The sequence below is a fragment of the Chryseobacterium sp. MYb328 genome, from assembly GCF_037572595.1.
GTDB lineage: Bacteria > Bacteroidota > Bacteroidia > Flavobacteriales > Weeksellaceae > Chryseobacterium > Chryseobacterium pennae.
The window spans coordinates 222,292-242,045 of record NZ_JBBGZQ010000002.1 but is presented as its reverse complement, the minus strand read 5'-3'; the positions used below and the strand labels follow the sequence as shown (position 1 = coordinate 242,045).

Here is a 19,754-nt window from a genome sequence, read left to right as displayed (position 1 = left end):
TGAATTAAAATGCGCTAAGACTTTTATGAAAAATATATTCTGCGTATTGCTTATTTCAATGGTGCAACCTATACTGGCACAAACTAAATTAGAAAAAGCAATAACCAATCTTGAGGATAATTACGAACACGAAAAAGTATATTTACTTACCGATAAATTACAATATGCAGCTGGCGACAAAATGTGGTTTAAAAGTTTTGTCTTTGATGGGTATAACCGTTCCGAATTATCCACTACTCTATTTGTTGAACTCTACAATGCTGATAAAAAATTAATAGACTGGAAAACTGTACTTCTTACCAATGGTGAAGGCAGCGGGGATTTTCAACTGAAAGAAGACCTTCCTGAACAGGTGTACTTTGTAAGAGCTTATACGCCTTATATGACCGGTTTTAATGAGGATTACCAGATTATTAAAACGATTCCGGTTTACAATCCAAATTCCACAGAATCACTGGTGGTTTCTAAAAGTTCTGACTGGTCTGCAAAAGCCTTTCCGGAAGGTGGAACTTTCATTAATGGAATGCCTACGAAATTTGCCGTAAGATTATCAAGCGATACTTCTCTGCCGGAAACCTGGACCGGAAAAATAATAGATACACAAAGCCCCAATGTATCTTTAGCAACCTTTAAATCTTTTGACAAAAACGTTGCATCCTTTACTATAACTCCGGCTTCAGGAAAAAAATACCAGGCTATTATTCAGGATAATGCGGGAAAAAGTAAAACAATAGACCTTCCGTCAGTTTCAGACAATGGTCTCCATTTAGAAATCAACAGTTCTAAAGAAGGAATTAAATATGCTTTAAAAGGGGTTAACCTAAAACAAAAGCTTCAGGATTATAAAATTGTAGGAACAATTAATAACCATCTTGCTTATAAAGCACAGATTAAACAATCAACGAATGAAGTATCAAGCCTTATTCCTACCAAAATAAGTAACGGAGCTAACGGAGTTTTACAATTAGCCATTTTTGATGAGCAGGACAACCTGGTAGCCAAAAGACTTTGTTTTATAAAACCCAATGATTTAAAGATTGAGAAGGCTGAAATTATAGGCCAGAGCATAAAACAAACCCCAAGATCTTTCAACAGTATTGACCTTTCTCCGGAATCTTATTTTAAAAACTATACTGTCTTAGTAAGCGAGGATGATGGCAGCAATAAACCTGAAGAGGAAAATATCCTGAGCGGACTTTGGTTAACAGGGGATTTTACGACCAGGATAGACAGCCCGGCACAATATTTCTCTAAAAATGCCAATAGTGAAGCATTGGATGCCCTGCTTATATCTGAAAACTGGAAAAGATTTGACTGGAATTCTGTACTTAGCGGAAATGTACCGGCTCATAATACCAATTCTCAGAAATTTCTTTCTTACAGAGTAAAGCCTATTAAAGACAATGCTCTTATGATCAACAGCACTGTGATTTTAGTATTGAGGCTAGGTAAAAACCAACCCACTGTCACTCCCGTTAAAACGGATCAAAACGGATATATCTATTTGAATAATATCAACAACGATGAACCTTTGGAGGTTTCAGTATTTGCAAATGCTGATAAGAGTAAAGAATCCAATGCTGATAATATATTCGTTACAATAGAACCACTGGTAAACCCTGTACAGTTTAATGGAAATTTCCCGGGTACAAAATATAAACTGGTAAAAAACGGAGACAAGAAGACTCTTCCAGCAACAATTTCCAAAGCCATCAATACCCAGAAAAACAATAAAAAAATAGAGAATTCCGAAGTAGAAATTGAACAGGTAAAATTAGTAGGAAAAAAGAAAGACCCAAAACAAGAATTGGACAAACAACTCTCCAGCGGGATGTTCAGTTCTATAAATGCTACCATATTTGACTTCGTCAATGAAAACCAATATGTTGCAGGATTCACTAATATATTTGACTGGCTTCAGGGAAAAGCTGCCGGTTTAACATTTCAAAAAGACAGTTCCGGGAATAATGTCCCTTACATTCGTAACCAGCCGGCTAAAATATATTTGGATGAAGTTCCTACTGATGCTTCAATGATTTCCTCCCTTCCCGTAAACAATATTGCTATGGTAAAGATTATTAAAGGAGCAGGGTTAGTAGGTGAAGCAGTAGCCATTTATACGATGAGAGGTAATATGCAATCTAAAAGTAATGAAAAGCCAGCTCTTCAAAAGAACAATTCATCTATGATAAAAGGCTATGATAAACCTTCAGAATTCCTTATTGAAATGATAGATGACAATGCAAAAATTGAAAAGGATACCCGTGAAACCTTATACTGGAATCCTAATTTATTTGACAGCGATTATGTTCCGCCAAGAATCAAATTTTTCAATAATGACAGTGCAAAACAATATAAAGTATTGATCATAAGCTTTGATGAAGACGACCATCTACTGTATGATCAGCAAATCTTTAAATAATATTTCTACATATTAAAAAGCCTTTCAGTTTTCTTGAAAGGCTTTTTTAGTATTTTAAATTAAGCCTCGTTAATTTGTAATGATATCGAATCATATAATATTGCCACATAATTGTATTTCCTTTTTTTCATAAAACCGAACGTCAAATCTATCTCACTGTTCAACAATGAAATAGACACGAATATAGCAAAATATTGCAATTGTATAATGAAATCATCTAGAGATAAATAATGAGACTGGAAGATAGAAGATGGAATTTATAAAGGGATAAAGAATAATTATTTGTTTTTTATGATAGTTTAGTTGTACGCTAATTTTACTAATCATAACTAACAGTGGTTTCTGGGTTATTATCTTCAAACTCCCTACCCTTACTTTCAATTCAAGTGAGCCACAAACCAGTGATAGATTGAATTCAATCATAACAGACCGAAAGAAGTAATATAAGCTCTAAAAATATAAACAAAGGATTACCCCTTCTCCAAAAAAACAGGATCTTTCAAAAGAAAATACCAAATATTCCGTTTAATTCTTAAATTTGGCTAATGCGAAAGAATCTTTATCTCATCATTATATTATTTTCTCTTACAAGCTGCTATACTTATCAGGTAAAAAAGCCTGCAGCCCCTGTTACCGACAATAAGCAAGAATCTAAAAAGAGTTCGGCTCCTGCTAATAATGCTTTAATGCAAACGAAAAGTGCAATAGCTGAACCTCAAGCCCAAAGCCTGCCCTCGCAACAACAGCCAGCTGCGCCGGCCAGTATTCAGGAGAAACTTGCTCCTAATAAAAATGTTAGAATTGATGTTGATGGCAAAAGCTATAAAGTAATTGTTGACCGATGGGAAAGCGACAGTCTGGTGGCACACCCGGTTCATAACGCTAAAAAAACACTGAAATTCCATAAGAATCAGATCAATGCTGATAAAATTGCAGAAAAACGCTTTTCACAGCCTATAGCTGATATTATTACCGTTACTGCTTATGCCGGAATTGCTGCTGCAATCTGGTATCTTGTGCGCTAAGAATATTGTAGAAAAACGTTAGCGAAAAAAATAACATCCTTGATCCTTGTCAAGGTTTAAAACCTTGACAAGGATATCCAACAAATCCTCTTCACGCAAAAGCAACAGTATTTTATCTACTCAAAGCTTATCTGTTTGTTTCAGAAAAAATGTCTTTCGCTGCTACTGCACGATTGCATCGTGTGGTTTCTGTATTACAAGTCAAACATTCTGAAAACAACAATATCATCTAAAAGTCCTTTTTCGTCAGAATAATCTACAGCACTGCTGTATCCATAATCTTCCGCGCGAAAAACTAGACCTGCTTCCACAGGATTTTGATGTATATAGTTAATCTTCTGGTTAATCAACCTATTACTCCACAACTCAATAGGCTTATTATCATGTCTCCAAAATTGATATTGAGTTACATTTGAAGTTTTTGAAGCTTCTTTAAGGAAGAAATCTAATAAAAACTCTTTTCTGCTTTCTGTAGGATTTTCCTTAATTGCTGTCACAATTGCTTTGCTTATAAATCTTTTTAAATCACCAATCAAAGTTTCTGGTTTCTGCCCATTTATACTTCTGAAAATTAAGTGTACATGGCTTGACATAATGCACCATGAATGTATTTCCATTCTTTACTCTAAAACTTATGAAATATAATCCTTCAGGATTGTGGAATTTGTAATTACGACTCATCAATTATGCTTTTATAAAGATAAAAACTTTGTGAGAAAATGGTTGAGATAAAACCACATGATACAATCGTGCGGCAGCGAGGGAAATATAATCCTTGGATTGTAGGATTTGTAACTATGACACATAAAAAACTATATGTTACAATAATACATATAGTGGAGAATTTACGGATATGATATAGTTATATTACTACAGAAAACCGTAATTGCGGATTCAGATTAATTTGTATCTTCGAACTGAACAAAAAATTAATACCATGCAAGTAGGAAACATAGCTACACTATTAAAACAAAAATTAAATAACAACAATGAATTAAAAAGTTTCTTTTCAGAAGATCAAATGAATAAAATAGTTAAAGATTTAAATTCTATTGGTCTTTCTGATATTGATAACACCAGTAATCAATCTGATTTAGATTTATTAATCGAACAATATAAACGTGAAACAAATATCAAATCGGCTAAAAATTTACTGGCTAAATCTATAACAAAGTTCATTGAAATATTGTGTCATTATAGTAATAAAGAAAAATATGGTCAAGAAAATAGGCTTTTCAATGAGGCTGAAGTAAAAGTCTATAAAGCTACTATGGAGATTGTATCATCATCCGAATATTATAATGGAAGTGGAATTTCATCCGAAAATGAAATTGTAGATAAGTTTATAAATACTTTAAAGGAGTGGAATAATAAATATTCTCTAAATGTTTAAACAAAATTCTCTTGCCTCCACTCTCCGAAGTCTCCCAACTTCGGAGATTCTATTTCAATCCAACAAAAACAGTACTCCAAAACCTACTTTCCAAACCAGAACTCCCACTCTCCGAAGTCTCCCGACTTCGGAGATTCTATTTCAATCCAACAAAAACAATACTCCAAAACCTAGTTTCCAGACCAAAACTCCTCAATTCCCAATACTTTCTACAAACGTCTAATTTAAAGTCATTTAAATAAAACAATCGTAGTTTTACTACAATTTTTCAGATTTAACGAAAATTTACATTTCATACTATTTTTTTTATCTAACTTCGGTGACATAAGACCGCTAAAAAAATGCACTAAATATTATGAAAAACACCTCAAATTCTGAGAAAGTTTCAGAAAACCACATTTCGGGGATCAACCGGGTGGTAAAGCTGGAAATTGTGGTTGAGGGCAAGACTATCAATCACTTTAAACACTTTCGTTTGCAGCAGAGTGCAAGAAAGCACCATGATTTTGAACTGGTATTGGCTCATGACTCTTTAGGGGAGGTACAAAACCACAACCTTCAGCAGGCCCAAAAGTTTTTAGGAAAAAGAATCACCATTGTTTTTAGATATAAAGATTACGAAAATGAAACCCCTGAAAGAACATTTGTGGGCATCATTACCAAAGTAGCCTTCAGTCAGGAAAAAATGAGTCTGGGAAATATTATCCTAAAAGGAATGAGCCCTACGATTCTGATGGATGCAGCTCCTCATACCCAAAGCTTCGGCGGCAACCAGTCTGTAAATACCAATATTATTGCAGACCGGATTATCAAAGAGACTTTAGGAACAAGTAAATTTGACTTTAGGGTAGATACCCAGAACAAAAGCTATATCAGTTACAGCGCACAATATAACGAAACGCATTACAATTACCTGACAAGGATTGCAGAAGCCTATGGCGAGCAGTTTTATTATGATGGTGAAGTTCTTCATTTTGGAAAGCTTCCTCCTTCTGAGAAACCTATCCTACTGGTATATGGTAGTAACGTTATTGATGTAAACGTTGAGCTGAGAGCAGTTCATACCAAACCTGAATATTTCGGTTATAACAGCAGCAGACATACCAAAATGGTAGGTGCTGATGACAGAATAAACCATTTGGGAGAATTATCTTCCAAAGCGTATGAGCTGAATGATACTATTTTTACCACCCGTTCATTAACTCCTACTCCTATCAATCCCAACGTATTCCTTGATGTGGATGATTCCCAGAAAAGTGCAAGAGGAAGTAAAGCAGTAGAGGTTTTTACCGTTTCGGGAAAGACCACCGTTCCGTTCCTTTATATTGGTTGTGTAGCGGATTTGGCAATGAGAAAGACCGACAGCAATGAAACGTCTCATTTTACAACACTGATGATTACAGAAGTAATCCATGAAGTGGATGCAAGAGGATATTATAAAGGAAGCTTTGAAGCCATTGCTGAAGGAACCGGCTTTATGCCAAAACCTGATTTTGAAATGCCGAAAGCAGAACCACAGGTAGCCACTGTGATCTCCAATGTAGATCCATTGAATCAGGGAAGAATACAGGTAAGGTTTGACTGGCAGTTAAATGATACCACTCACTTTATCAGAATGATGAGCCCGGATGCAGGAGGAACCGATGCAATTACCCAAAACAGAGGGTTTGTAGCCGTTCCTGAAATTGGTGATCAGGTCATGGTAGGATTTGAATACCATAACCCCGATTTCCCATTTGCCATGGGAGGAATGTTCCATGGGCAGGTAGGTCTGGGCGGAGGACTTGACAATCACCTGAAATCTATACAGACCAGAAGCGGTATTAAGGTATTAATGAATGATGCAGATAGAAGTGTTACCATTAAAGATCCAAGTGGAAACACTTATTTTATGGATGGCCAGGGCAATATCAATGTTACCGCACCGAAGAATATGACTTTTACAGCAGGAGAAGATATGCATATTTCCGTGGGAAGGAATATGACCACCAAAATTGGACAGGACAGCACTCTCAACATAGGAAATGATCATACCGAATCTATAACAAAAAGATATACTCAGACCTCTGAAAATAAAACGGTTACCGTAAAACAGGATCAGACAGAAAGTACTGGAAGTAAATTTAAAAGCATTTCCGGAGAAGCTGATATACAGACTTCAAAAGGTGATTTAAAACTGAGAGGAACTTCACTGGCTGTATTCCAGGGCGGAAAAGACGTTAAAGTAAGTAAGGGTTAAATCTATATGAGGCATGAAAGTCAATTTTCATTGGCACCCTCAAGAACATGATGACAACCTCAACCATTGAATCCAATCCAAAATAGTAACACATGGAAGATCAGAAAACTTCAGCGCACGATCAAAAGCTTTCTGAAAAAAGAGCAGAACAACAGAAAAAATCCAGCGAACCTTCTCCTACCGAAAAAAGAGAAATGGTAATGAACGGAGCTACGCTGAAGTGTCCCTATGCTCAGGGGCCAGGAGAGCTGAAAGTGACCTCCAACGATATCAACCTTCAGGATCAGCCATTTGCGACAGTAGGTGATGGGAACAATATGGTTAACCTTCAGTTTAAAGGAACCTGCGGACATCCCAAATGGCCGGCAAGAAACATGTCTCCCCCACCCTGTATGAGCGTTATCAAATTAACGCCATGGCAAAATCCAGGAACCACTAATATACAGGAACAAACCGTTTTGGTAAAAGAGTCTTATATTAATTGTGACCCTGAATTTAATTCTGCGTCTCCATCTCCAATTCCGAAAGCGGAAAGTATAAAAAGTGAAATCCAGAATAGTAATGCTCCTAAAATCCTTGATGCTTATTTCGTAAAATGGACTGCTGAGAAAGGAGCTGCTGTTGAAAAAGAAGAAGAAGTATTCAACAAAAAACTGGGCAAGAAAGTTACAGTTAAAAAGAAAGTGGATACCACTAAAATAACTGCAGAAAAAATATCTGAACGGGGATTGAGTTACCAGGTTGCTTTAGTCGTTGAGACTGAAGGACTCACAGGAAAGAAAATAAAAGTTAAGGTTAAAAGTGGTAAGAATAAAGTCTTATCAGACGTCAATACTGAGGTAGGTTTAATTGACTTAAAAGAGGTAGAAAAAATTACAGATGCTTCAAAATATGCAGGCATAAAAGCAAAAACTGAATTTGAAGTAGAGGTTGATAATCTGGCCAATGACTCCACGATAGAAAATGCAAGTCAGTTTAAAAACAAAGCAGTGGTTAAGCTGATGCTCAATCAGCGTGCTGATGATTTGTCATTTAATTTAGCCAAACTCATTGCTGCAAGTCCTGATAAAGAAGCATCAGTCTATATTGAAGTAACTTCTGATGAACCCAAAGTTGAATATCTGGGGAAACAAGGAAGCGGCAGTTTAAAAAACACTTTTTTAAATGAAGGCGGTCAGTATTTTAAAATCAAATACTTTGAACAGCCGTGGATTGTGAAAGCCCGTGAAGAACAGGAGCTTGGCATATCTGAAGCTACCCACTGTTCCAAGATCGTGGATGAATATCACGCCATCAACCGACAAAATAAACCCAAAGCCTGTGCTGATACGGGTAACAGTTCCTGGTGCGCCTCATTTGTAGGCTGGTGTCTGAACAAGAGCGGATATTCTGCCCAATTAGATCCGGGAGCTTATTCATACGGTGAAGAAAAGACCAGATACAGACAAGGGTTTAAGAAAAATCCAACCGATAAAAAAGGATTGGAAAAAGAAGAATTTGATGATCCGGTATGGGGAAAACTGATCGCAGGGAATAAACCTTTGCTGGGTTCAATATGTGTTTTATCCAATAAACATCACGTAAGTATGGCTGTTGGAAAAAGCAGTGACGGTAAAACCATATATTATCTCGGAGGAAATCAGGGAAACAAAGTTTGTGTAGGATCTTATTCAGACAGAACCTCATCCATGTATCCTACAGAATACACTAAAAAGACTGAAGATGATGAATTACCTATTTATTATACAAAAAATGAAAAGCTTAGTTACTAGTCTGATATTATTTTTCTTCGTTCCTGTGTTCGGGCAAAAATCTGTGCATGACAGTTTGAAAGTATATTATCAGGATTCATTGATGGTCAGTAAAAATTTTAAAGACGGAACGGTGTCCAATAAACTGACCGTAAAAGTCATAAACCCCTGTAATGCTGAAAAAAACAGGTTTGACGGTGCGGTAACCCTCATCAATGCTACGGTTCAAAATAAACATTATACAGATAATGTAACTTACAATTATCCGTATGCACAATCTGGTTTAATCAATTTAAAAACAGGAAATATCTCCAATTTTACAATAGATAAACATCAGGCTGTCTTAATCCCTTTTACCTATTGCGGAAATATGGATAATGACACACAGGTCTCATACATTACGTTTTATAAGCATAAAAAGTATCTGCATCATATCAAATACTATTGTGGAGAAGACAATACCTGCAAAATCAAAGATGATCTGAATGTCACCTTAAAAGATTTGCCTTCCCAATTAAAGTCGAAAGTGATCAAAGACCTGAAAACAAAGTATAAAAACTCAAAGGATTTTTACTAATCAGCTCAAAATGTAATGATATGAGTGACGAACAAGAAAAAGACAGTTATACAGCAAATCCCCGTCAAATAGCTTATGATAAGCAAAGCCAGAAAGATCATGAGGTACATGTGGTGAAAATATATTTTGCTAAGAAGATTCCTAAAATGACCTGGGTACCCAAAGAAGAAACGTATCCTGTAAAAAGCGGCGGGCTGGTATCTGATGTCAAAAAGAAGTATGAACAAAAAGGAAGAAGAAACATACAGGCTGATAAAGAAGATTCGGTAAAATTAAAAGCCAAAGAATCGGTAAAAATTACCTGGGAAGAAGAAGTACAGGAAACGAAGGATGGCCAACCTGTTTTTAATTTCGAAAAACTTGATAAAAGCGTTATTAAAAAGAAAGTCTGGGTGGTCGCAGAATGCCAGGGATTCAGTGGAAAGCTCTCTGTGGAAATCCATGAAAATAAATTAACCAATCCGGAAAACGTATATGATAATCCTGTAAAATTTTTGGATGGTGATACGGAAAAAACCACGATTGAATTCCCGATCAACGGAAAGCTGGAGTATTCTAAAGAAATAACGCTACGTCCTAAAAGTGATCAGGATGTAAAGAAATTGGTAGAAAAATTTGCAAAAAGAGCGGATGTAAATGCTTTCTTATATTTTAAAGCTGAAGTAAAAGATACACAGGATAAGATTATATTTCCGGATGAAACCCATGAGTTTTTAAATAAAGACGGCGAAAGGTTTGAAATTGCCGGAACGCCTTGCTACTGTAACAGAGATATCACAGTGGATGAAATGATCGATTTAATTTACCATTTAAGAGATGAGCAGAATTACAAATCGAAAAGAGATGCATTTTTTAATGGAGGCAAAGAAAAAATAACGGCTATTGGTATTACCAGCGGAAAGATCTCTGAAAACAGGGATAAGATAAAGCTGTTTACTGATGAAATGAATGCGATGTTTAAGAAATTCAGCATTAAAACCTGCAGAAGAAAAATTCATTTTCTGGGACAGATGTATTTAGAAACCATCAGTTTCACCTATACTTATGAAAGCCGGGACTCTGTTCCTGCCAATTATAAAGGCGGTGTTCCTTTCCAGGGAAGAGGAATGAAACAGATAACCCATGATTATAATTATCTGGCCTATTATGATTATGTGAATGGTACTAAACATTATGACACTTATATAAAGTTCAGATCCGGCTATGAGGGCGTTGGAGAATGTGTAACAAACAGACCAAAAGCACGGGAAAAAGGTCTGGATGAAGCTTTTTATGAAGATTTAAAGACTTATGCCAAAAACATTTCTGAAAATTTATTCCATGCCTTTAATTCTGCCGGCTGGTTTTCCACCATTCATAAGACCGATACTATTGCTGCGATGGATAATGGATTGGCGGACTCAGATGTTGAGAAGGTAACACAAGCTATTAATGGAGGTCAAACCAATATAGCGGAAAGAAAAAATTACACCAAGTGGACTAAAGAATTTTTTAAATACGATACAGAATGCGTAAACAAATAATATACCTGTTTTTCCTCCTTTTTTATTCGCTGAACAGCTGCCAGAGTATTTCAGGAAGCAATGACAATATTGCGGTTTTGCAGAACAGGAAAAAAGTAGGATTTATAAATCAGACAAGTGATATAAAGTGTGACAGCTGTTATGCTTTGAGAACGGTGAAAATAGATGGCAGGGATTTTACCTTCAGAGTACCCGTTTCTTTAAATAATATTGATAGCAAGAACATCTTTCAGGAAGATTATGAGCTTATATTGGATCAGTCTGCCAAAGATCTGTCGATCAAATACAATAGTCTCAATACTTCTGATTCGCACGTTTTTAAGATTAAAAAAATTAAAAATAATGTTGTTATTACCGGGGTAAGCAAAGTGAGTTCCACTGTTAATCATCATAAAATAGCCAAAGATGACTATGTGGATTATCCTGCTACTTCAATATGTGAAAAAGATACCCACCATGTATTGCTGCAAAGCCAGGAAATTAATCTGAATTCTTATTTTATAAACTCAGATAAGAATTGCTTTCTGTGTCCTTCGGAATACAGTGTACAGGAGTGTTTAGAGAAGAAGAAAACAAATACCAAGTTCAATTGGCAATAGCAAGAGCGAAAAATAATGGAAGCAGTGTTTCCCATACATGTTAAATTAAACCTTCAGGAAGGAAAGAAATTTTACCGCTACACCTATAATGAATATACCACTGCCCATGGGGAAACTCATAGAAGTGAACTCAACAAAGTTTTTCATGTTACGCTGAAGCGTTTAGAAGCAGAAGGATTTGAATATCATATTGAAATTTTTGACAGAGTTCACCGGGATAAAGAACTCTCGTCATCAGAAAAGGATTTTTTAGACAGGATTGCAGAGATCAATAATGATGTAAAGCTCATAACAGACGAATATGGAAGATTAAAAATCATACAGAATCTACCTATTCTCCAGAATAAAGTGGAAAAAAAAGTAGAAAAGCTTTCCCGATCCTATGTTGGTAAACAGGCAGACGATTTTTATCAGTTTTTAAAATCTTTGTACCGGAATGAAGATTTGGTGGCTAAAGATTTTTTAAAGTATAATCATTTCGGAATGATCCTCCATCAGTTTTATGGAAGATACAATGAGAAGGAAGATCAGGTAAGACATAGCATACGCTACCGTAATTTTATGGATAATACCATAATAGATATAGACGAAAGCGTACAGACTGAAGCCATTCGTTATGATAATGAATTATTACTGTTACAGTATACCGGTAATATTCCTTCGGATAAAAACTGGGAAATGTTTTATGGAGAAATGCAGCGAAAGGAAATTGTTTATCACAGTGAAACAGATTTTCCGAAACTGGACAAATATAAAGGGCAGATCTTATTAGATTTTATTACCAAAGAAGTATTGGAACATAAGCTTACTATAGAATTTTCTCTGGGTGAAAACTACCAAAAGAAAATCATCTATCATATAAAAGAAATAAGCCATGAGGAATTATAAAAAAACAGGATGGGTTGAAGAGATAGAAAGCCGGCTGGATGAAAAATCCAGCAAAGGGCTATACTATACCGGTTGTGTATTTTTATTATTTGGATGTCTGGGTCTTACCTCTTTTAAAGAACATAAAACTGCGGATAATCCCCGTGAAGAAATATCAAAAACTCCCGTATTAAAAAAAGAAATATTTTAAAATGGCGACACGTATTACAATAACAGATTCCGGGCAAACGCAGGTTTTAAATGGTCCATTGGCTCCGGATACTCCTGATAACTCATTACAGCGTATCACTGATGTTTATTTTGCCAAGAAAGTGGTAACAGACGATGGAACAAGAGTCAGTTTTACAAAAATTGATTCTGCCCATGTACAACAGGACCAACAAAACCAAGCGATTCCTTATGATTCCATCTTAGGAAAAACAGTCTATCTGGTCATAGAGACCAGCAATATGACAGACCTGAGTATTGATGCCGTGATAAGACCTTCTGCCAATACTTTGACAAATAATACAGATACATTACAGCTCATGCGTTTCGTATCTCCTGACCGGTATGAAGCACAGAGACTGTTTACAGTACAGGTAGGCAATTTTGATGCGCTTAAAAACAATCAGGGCAGCCATACTCATTACGGTAATTTACAAAGTGATCATATCAATAAAGCCATTATTAAGCTGCAACTCAGACCGGATGGAAGAGCTATTTTTGATGAGTGGACTGAAAGGCTGGCGGAGGGCGTCATCAATCTGGAAGTGGCCGTAGAGAGAACAGACAATAATCCCTGTGCCTATAAAGATGGACAGGAAGAAATCAACGGAGCAGGTATTTTCCTGAATGATGATACCGGAAGATTCAGAGTGGTTAATAAAAATATATATACCATTCACCATGGTAGCAATACGTACAATACTTTAACAGTAATTAATCCAGACCCTGAAAAAAGGAGAAGGATCCAGAAAGTTGTGAATAACCATTCTACTGATATTATTTATTTTTATTACGATCAAAATGATAATGAACACAGAATCTGTTCAAGGCCTAAGGTAAGTGTAACCAGAAAAAGAAGAGTGAATGCTGTTCCACCGTTAGCCCAAAGAGGAGATCTTTCGCAGACCATAGATTTCACGGCAAACAGAGCTGCCGGTGAACAGATTGATGCCCATCAGTTATTGGTGTATACTAATGGAACTCTTGGTGATGGAGCCACCGATAAATGGTACGCCAATCAACCTGGAAATGTAGATTTGGTGGATATGGATATTTTAGCAAATGATGGCGTAGGTCCACAGATTTTTGAAGCATTTAATTATAATCAGAATGGGGTTATCATCCGATATGGATTCCAGCATACCAGAAGGAGGAGTATTCAGCCGGATTCATTTGCTGGTTTCTTAGGGTCATTAGCACAATTCAGACAGGAGGGACACACGCATTATATCGTATCTCAAGGGTTTTCTTACTCAGATGCATCATGTTATCCCAGTGCAGAACACGTGAACGGAGAAGCAGGAGATCTGAATTTATTAACGACTCAGGAAAATGGAGTGAATACCATCCTTAGTGCTGCCAATTTTGATTATGAAAATCAGGTGATTCTTCGAAATATTCTTTATGATTTTGGATTTGAATCAGGCCGGTCAGAGAATTTCTCAAACACCTCCAATGCCAGTACTGGTGATGATGTTACTACACGGTTACCACATACCACACATACCGCTACTCCAAGACATAATAACCACTTGCATGTTCACGGTTTCACCCCAATATCAGATATCTATGCCTAAAATTAATATCACTTATTTCACTGTTTTATTTTTCCTTTTTTCCTGTTATTCTAAGGCTCAAACGGAAAATAAGACTATCAGCACAGAAGCCCGTTCAACAGATAAAGGAACTCCTGTCTTTAATACCAATAAAGCGGACTGTATAAGCCTGCCCTTTGGATATTCAGATCTTTCAAAACAAACAACAGCTGATGCCGCTCTGTCTGTCATACAGAATGAGAATAAGCTAAAGGAAATTAAGGCATTACGATTTGAAACAGCAGTCCAAAAAGATTTTGTTCAGCTTCCTGAAGAATATGATGTTTTCTTGCCATTCAATAAAAATGTCAATGAAAAGCATGACCGGATTAAGATTGCTTCTGATTTTCTGTGTTATGGAGATTATTCACTGTACTTTATGGCAGTTTATAATACTGTTCGTTACGCAGAACCTTTTATTGAAAAAATATATTTAGTTTCAACGAAGAACAACAAGCCGATTGATATGAAGAGGCTCTATCTTCATCATGAAGGAGAAATGGGATTTGCCAGCCATACCTTATTTAATATTGATAAAAATTATATTATTTCTCTACAGGATTATGAATTCAGTGAAAGTCCTTTTACCTTAAAACCTGCACAAAAATACCAGATCCTGCCTTCCGGAAAATTTGCCCGATACTTTGATAAAGATGGTTTATATAAAAATGAAGATGAACAGGGCATGGTGAAAAACCATACCAAAGAAGGAAAATGGACAGAATACAAATCAAACAGCTCTATAGATATACAAAAATATCCCGAATTTACAGATCCTTACACGTATCTGGAAGCGGAATATAAAAATGGGTTACCTTTCGGAACATGGAAGTTCTATAAATTATTGCAAAAATATAATGAAGAAACAGGACAACCCATCATCAATACAAGGAAAAAAGGACAATTAATCTATACAGAAGTGTATAAAAACGGGGCATTGGAAAAACAGGAATTTCAGTAATATTATCTGAGGTACTGAATTTTGAAATTATATTTCAAAGATCTTTGCTGTAATCAATTCAATAAGACTGTTCACAATTTATTTGTGCCAATATAGACTAAGATGTAATATCTTTAATGGCCAAACTGTTATATAGACACGTAATAAAACTACTCATGAAAAACCAATTGATATGCTTACTTCTTCTTGTTTCAGGTTATTTTTTTTCACAAACCATTCCTACTGAAAAATTGGATAATTACTTTAGTTATATTGAAAATAATAATCTGGGAGTTGGAAGCCTGTCGGTTTTTAAAAACGGGAAGGAAGTCTATGCTAAAAATTTTGGACAAAAAAACATTCCTGAACTAATTTATGATCAAAACACCAGATATCAGGTAGGCTCTGTAACCAAAATGATGACCGCTGTTTTAATTTTTAAATTGATTGAAGAAAACAAACTCCATTTAAACGATAAGCTTTCAGCATTCTATCCGGAAATCCCCAATTCCAATACAATAGTCATTAAAAATCTATTGGAACATACCAGCGGACTGGGAAGTTATGTGGTAAAAGAAGGTGAAGTATGGGTGACCGGGAAAGCAAGTGACCGGGAAATTATGGATCTGATCATTCAACAGGGGAAAAGCTTTGAACCGGGTGAAAAGGTAGCATATTCAAATTCTGCATACTATCTTCTAACAAAAATTCTTGAAAAAAAACATCAAAAACCTTTTCACGAAATACTTTATTCTGAAATCATAAAACCTCTGAACCTAAAAAATCTGGCGTCTTTCGTGCCTGATCAAAAAAATGTATTTCTGCCCTACCGGTTTGAAAAGGATTCCTGGAAGATTATTGATAAAGAAATAGACTTTCTCAATGTAATGGGTGTAGGTGATATCTCTGCAACGCCCTATGCTCTGAATATTTTCATCAATAGCTTATTTCACAACAAGATTTTAAAAAAAGAATCTCTAAAGCTTATGGAACCTGTATTAGGCAAGGAAGATTGGGGAAGAGGGATCGCTATCTGGGATTTTGATCATCATATATTTTATGGGCACGGCGGTGATACCTTAGGATCACATGCTCTTCTCATCTACAATAAAGAGGCAGATCTATCTGTTGCTTATGTGACTAATGGAGAACGGATAAAAAAGGAAGACTTCATAAAAAATGTAAACGATCTGCTTTATAACAAAGAAATTAAACTTCCGGAGATTAAAGGTAAAGAGTAATAAATCTTTTCCAATTTAAATCACCAAAGATAACCCACAACCAATACTTATGAAAATCATCAATTACACAAAAATTTTCAGAAAAGACTGTATCAAAATTTTCAAAAGTAATTTACCTAAGTTTTTTGCTATTGAAGAATTACCTTTCTTTGAAGACTTTTTAGATCAATATACTGAAGAGAACTATTTCGTAGTTAAAATGGATGGTCAGGTAGTAGCATGTGGTGGATTTTTTTTAGATACAAAGAATAATGTGGCTGGATTATCTTGGGGAATGGTTCATGCCGACTATCATGGAAAAAGAATAGGAAAAGCCCTCACTCAATATCGGATTGATTTGTTAAAAAAGACTTACCCTTCCCTGCCTTACAAAATTGAAACCTCACAGCATACCGCTGAGTTTTATAAAAAGAACGGATTCAAAACGGTAGAGATTGTTCCGGATGGATTTAGTAAAGGAATTGATAAATACATCATGATCATGGAAGTGCTTGTTCCCTAGCACACTTACTTAATCATTCTATCATTTCCACACCATAAACTTGATTTTTTGACTACAATATTTAATTATATTTGAAGACTAATCAACAAATCACTCAGAATGGATGATCATACCCATAAAATAGAACTTAGACCCACAACAGTTGCTGATTTGGATATTCTTTTCCAGTTTCAGCTTGATCAGGAAGCCAGGCATCTCGCTGCATTTACATCACAGGATTCTACCAATAAAGAAGCATATCTTGCTAAATATACACGGTTACTGAATGATCCCACTGTGAATAACCAAACTATTATGATTGAATCTGTTATCGTCGGAAGTATTGCAAAATTCATCATGGAGGGCGATACTGAACTCACCTATTGGATTGATAAAGAGTTCTGGGGAAAGGGCATTGCCACAACAGCATTGAAAAATTTTCTCACCATTGAAACAGCCAGACCAATTTTTGGACGTGTTGCTTTTGACAACCTTGGTTCACAAAAGGTTCTGGAAAACTGCGGATTCACCAAAATTGGTACTGATAAAGGCTTTGCCAATGCCAGACAAGCAGAGATTGAAGAATTTATTTTCAGGCTTGAGCATTAATTCAAAATGGAGATTCTGCAATTCTTCCCCCAACTTCCTTCTCTTCGTTTTCTAAAATTTTCTTATACTCTATTGGACCCGATATTTCATGGGTAATCTTTTTTGCTTATTTTTACATAAAATAAATAAAAATAACATATGAAAAGAATCGTATTAGCAGGGCTAATAACTATGGGAGGGCTTCTAACAGTAAAAGCACAGTGTAAAACAGAAACCGCAATCAACGAAAATTTTGATACATGGAAAGATATTAACAAGTGCTGGACTGCCCAATCAGGACAGGCAATGCTGTATGCCAGTGATAAAAAAATTATCTTTTATTCTATGAACAACCCGGGAGAAAATATGTATTTAGTGACTCCAAAAATTAAAGCTGGAAACTATACTCTTACCCTGGATCTTTCGGATAATGGAGGAGAAACTACACTGGAAATTTTCTCAGTAGACAATACGTCCGACACAAAATCGTATGTTTCAATCGCTAAACCTTCAAAGATAACGGGAGATAAAAAAACATACAATATTTCTATAAAAAAAGATACCCATTTAGGACTGAAGGTTTTACTGAACGGTATTCATCAGGCAGTTTATATGGATAATTTTTCATTGAAACAAAAATAATCAATGATCAAAAATCAGTCTTTACCCAAGTAAGCCTACACAGTAATTCTTTTAGAAGATATTTGAAGAGACTCTTACAAGTTCAATTATTCTCCGAAGTCCCATGATTTCGGAGATTTCATTGGCACCAGTTCATAAGAAAGGTAGCGTATTTCAATAAAAATAATGATGACAGTTTTATAGATCAGCATTCTATGGTTTTTCCAGGTTATGCTGTCATTAAAAACTATTATTTGATATTCATTTTTTTCAAGCACAATATCTATGGATTTTAATTTTCATTAAAGTCCATTATAAATGATCTGGGATCTTTTTTCCCTTTCGTCTTAGCTTGTAAGTATAAGTTTATCCAATCGTGTTACAGCCAGCTGATTATTGATCTGTAATATTTATACCCCTTTAAACAAGGTTATATTTTTGATGGCAGGCTGTTCAAAATTACGAGTGGTATTCAATTCTGCTGTTGCATCTTACCAGCTTCTTCCATATTGTATGTGATTCTGTTATCCTCACTTATTAAAGGACTAAAAACATCTACATATTCACTAAATGCATTTTGATTATAATGAACGATGACAGGAAACAGCTGACTGGCCTGATAGTATCTTTGATTTTGTAAGGCGCTTTTCATTGCCTGTTCTATTTCTTTTAAAAGAGGTCTGCAGTTTTTCTTTAACAGAAAATCCTTTAGATTGGATTCAAAGAACTTGTCTCCATAGTTATGTAAGAATTGTTTGATATAAGGATATAATTCCTGTTCGCTTTTCCCATTGAATGTCGCAATGTACAATGCATTGGTGATTACATCGTATACATTGTCTTCATGATAGAGTCTGTGGGGTTCAAAATTTTCTTTTTCATCCCATTTTTCATTGATGAACCGATCAAGTATATCAAATCCTTCGGGTATAGACCATGCGAGTAAAATAAGCATGGCCTGATACACAATATATTGATTGTCATTATGAAGAAGCAGCTTCAATTTTTCTATCCTGCCAACATCCTTTTTTTCAAGCAGCTGTACTTCACTCAAGTCATATCCTTCGTATCCTTCCTCATTATAGTAATAAAGGAGTTCATGGAGTTCTTTATTCATTTTTATAAATCAACTGATTACGTTTTATGAAACATTCTTGATAAGTTCCAGGATATATACATCCTCACCATCTTTTCGTTCACCTGTAAATTCGAAGCCTACAGAAGTATAAAGGGATATTGCCCGTTTATTGTCAGGATCTAGCCCAATGTAAATCCGTTCTAGATTTCCATTTCTTTTTACCTGTTCTATAAAAGCATTAAATCCTTTTTTTCCAAATCCATTTCCCTGATATTGATGATCTATCATATATCTCAGAACCCAAAAATTCCCATTATCCCTAAAATAAGGCCCTGACATCACAAATCCAATCAACGTTTGGTCGCTGTATATAGCCTGCGGGTTCAACAGCGGATAATATTTTGATTCAGCAATAGATACCGAATTGCTGCACAAAAATTCCTCATCAAACGTGGGCACTCCACTTTTATTAGTGGTCAGCAGACATACTTCATAATAATTGTCTGCGGTAATTTCTCTTAAAGTTATTGACATTACTTTTATTTTTCATTTCCGGTTTATACGGATAAAAACATATATATAAAGT

At 35.5% G+C, this 19,754-nt stretch carries 21 protein-coding genes; 17 read left to right on the top strand and 4 right to left on the bottom strand.

The genetic code is table 11. From position 1 onward, the window contains the following. Nucleotides 1–25: 25 nt before the first annotated feature. Both WH267_RS03155 and WH267_RS03150 read left to right on the top strand, forming a co-directional pair. A complete protein-coding gene (locus tag WH267_RS03155) occupies nt 26–2,422 on the top strand; it encodes a hypothetical protein (protein ID WP_340005604.1) in 2,397 nt (798 codons plus the stop codon). A gap of 545 nt (nt 2,423–2,967) precedes the next feature. Beyond that, nucleotides 2,968–3,447 carry a hypothetical protein gene (locus tag WH267_RS03150; protein ID WP_340005602.1) on the top strand — a complete coding sequence of 160 codons (480 nt, stop codon included), beginning with the start codon at nt 2,968–2,970 and terminating at the stop codon, nt 3,445–3,447. Nucleotides 3,448–3,641: 194 nt separating this feature from the next. On the opposite strand, the gene WH267_RS03145 is transcribed toward WH267_RS03150, so the two are convergent. Beyond that, on the bottom strand, nt 3,642–4,064 hold the full coding sequence (locus WH267_RS03145; protein ID WP_340005599.1) for a transposase: 423 nt from the start codon (nt 4,062–4,064) through the stop codon (nt 3,642–3,644). A gap of 320 nt (nt 4,065–4,384) precedes the next feature. Between WH267_RS03145 and WH267_RS03140 the strand changes: the two genes are divergently transcribed. From WH267_RS03140 to WH267_RS03070, 15 genes are all read left to right on the top strand, one after another. After that, nucleotides 4,385–4,840 carry a hypothetical protein gene (locus WH267_RS03140; RefSeq protein WP_340005598.1) on the top strand — a complete coding sequence of 152 codons (456 nt, stop codon included), beginning with the start codon at nt 4,385–4,387 and terminating at the stop codon, nt 4,838–4,840. Beyond that, nucleotides 4,833–5,063 (top strand): hypothetical protein, encoded by a 231-nt coding sequence (locus WH267_RS03135; protein ID WP_340005596.1) that lies wholly within the window; start codon nt 4,833–4,835, stop codon nt 5,061–5,063. Before WH267_RS03140 ends, WH267_RS03135 begins: the two co-directional genes overlap by 8 nt. Nucleotides 5,064–5,195: 132 nt before the next feature. Continuing rightward, a complete protein-coding gene (locus tag WH267_RS03130) occupies nt 5,196–7,079 on the top strand; it encodes a type VI secretion system Vgr family protein (protein WP_340005594.1) in 1,884 nt (627 codons plus the stop codon). A gap of 92 nt (nt 7,080–7,171) precedes the next feature. Beyond that, complete coding sequence (locus WH267_RS03125) at nt 7,172–8,851, top strand: PAAR-like protein (RefSeq protein ID WP_340005592.1); 1,680 nt, start codon at nt 7,172–7,174, stop codon at nt 8,849–8,851. Next, nucleotides 8,832–9,407, top strand: a complete 576-nt coding sequence (locus tag WH267_RS03120) for a hypothetical protein (protein WP_340005589.1) — start codon at nt 8,832–8,834, stop codon at nt 9,405–9,407. The genes WH267_RS03125 and WH267_RS03120 overlap by 20 nt, the downstream gene beginning before the upstream one ends. Before the next feature lie 20 nt (nt 9,408–9,427). Then, nucleotides 9,428–10,930 carry a hypothetical protein gene (locus WH267_RS03115; protein ID WP_340005587.1) on the top strand — a complete coding sequence of 501 codons (1,503 nt, stop codon included), beginning with the start codon at nt 9,428–9,430 and terminating at the stop codon, nt 10,928–10,930. Next, the gene (locus tag WH267_RS03110; RefSeq protein WP_340005585.1) at nt 10,915–11,529 is read left to right on the top strand and encodes a hypothetical protein; all 615 of its coding nucleotides are present in this window, start codon (nt 10,915–10,917) and stop codon (nt 11,527–11,529) included. The genes WH267_RS03115 and WH267_RS03110 overlap by 16 nt, the downstream gene beginning before the upstream one ends. A gap of 15 nt (nt 11,530–11,544) precedes the next feature. Beyond that, the gene (locus tag WH267_RS03105) at nt 11,545–12,417 is read left to right on the top strand and encodes a hypothetical protein (RefSeq protein ID WP_340005583.1); all 873 of its coding nucleotides are present in this window, start codon (nt 11,545–11,547) and stop codon (nt 12,415–12,417) included. Next, nucleotides 12,404–12,607 (top strand): hypothetical protein, encoded by a 204-nt coding sequence (locus tag WH267_RS03100; RefSeq protein ID WP_340005581.1) that lies wholly within the window; start codon nt 12,404–12,406, stop codon nt 12,605–12,607. Before WH267_RS03105 ends, WH267_RS03100 begins: the two co-directional genes overlap by 14 nt. A gap of 1 nt (nt 12,608) precedes the next feature. After that, entirely contained in the window at nt 12,609–14,201 is a 1,593-nt protein-coding gene (locus WH267_RS03095; protein ID WP_340005579.1) for a hypothetical protein, read from the top strand. Beyond that, the gene (locus WH267_RS03090) at nt 14,194–15,180 is read left to right on the top strand and encodes a hypothetical protein (RefSeq protein WP_340005577.1); all 987 of its coding nucleotides are present in this window, start codon (nt 14,194–14,196) and stop codon (nt 15,178–15,180) included. Before WH267_RS03095 ends, WH267_RS03090 begins: the two co-directional genes overlap by 8 nt. Nucleotides 15,181–15,335: 155 nt before the next feature. Beyond that, complete coding sequence (locus WH267_RS03085) at nt 15,336–16,400, top strand: serine hydrolase domain-containing protein (RefSeq protein WP_340005575.1); 1,065 nt, start codon at nt 15,336–15,338, stop codon at nt 16,398–16,400. A 49-nt stretch (nt 16,401–16,449) separates the two neighbouring features. Beyond that, nucleotides 16,450–16,902, top strand: a complete 453-nt coding sequence (locus tag WH267_RS03080; protein WP_340005573.1) for a GNAT family N-acetyltransferase — start codon at nt 16,450–16,452, stop codon at nt 16,900–16,902. Between the two features lie 99 nt (nt 16,903–17,001). Further along, the gene (locus tag WH267_RS03075) at nt 17,002–17,490 is read left to right on the top strand and encodes a GNAT family N-acetyltransferase (RefSeq protein ID WP_340005571.1); all 489 of its coding nucleotides are present in this window, start codon (nt 17,002–17,004) and stop codon (nt 17,488–17,490) included. Nucleotides 17,491–17,628: 138 nt separating this feature from the next. Continuing rightward, complete coding sequence (locus tag WH267_RS03070; RefSeq protein WP_340005569.1) at nt 17,629–18,111, top strand: hypothetical protein; 483 nt, start codon at nt 17,629–17,631, stop codon at nt 18,109–18,111. A gap of 86 nt (nt 18,112–18,197) precedes the next feature. Here WH267_RS03070 and WH267_RS03065 read toward each other — a convergent pair whose 3' ends face one another. The 3 genes from WH267_RS03065 to WH267_RS03055 all read right to left on the bottom strand — a co-directional run bounded on the left by WH267_RS03065 (nt 18,198) and on the right by WH267_RS03055 (nt 19,702). Continuing rightward, entirely contained in the window at nt 18,198–18,368 is a 171-nt protein-coding gene (locus tag WH267_RS03065; protein ID WP_340005567.1) for a hypothetical protein, read from the bottom strand. A gap of 194 nt (nt 18,369–18,562) precedes the next feature. Next, complete coding sequence (locus WH267_RS03060; protein ID WP_340005565.1) at nt 18,563–19,207, bottom strand: hypothetical protein; 645 nt, start codon at nt 19,205–19,207, stop codon at nt 18,563–18,565. Nucleotides 19,208–19,231: 24 nt separating this feature from the next. Continuing rightward, nucleotides 19,232–19,702, bottom strand: coding sequence for a GNAT family N-acetyltransferase (locus tag WH267_RS03055; protein WP_340005563.1), 471 nt, complete (start codon nt 19,700–19,702; stop codon nt 19,232–19,234). Nucleotides 19,703–19,754: the final 52 nt, after the last annotated feature.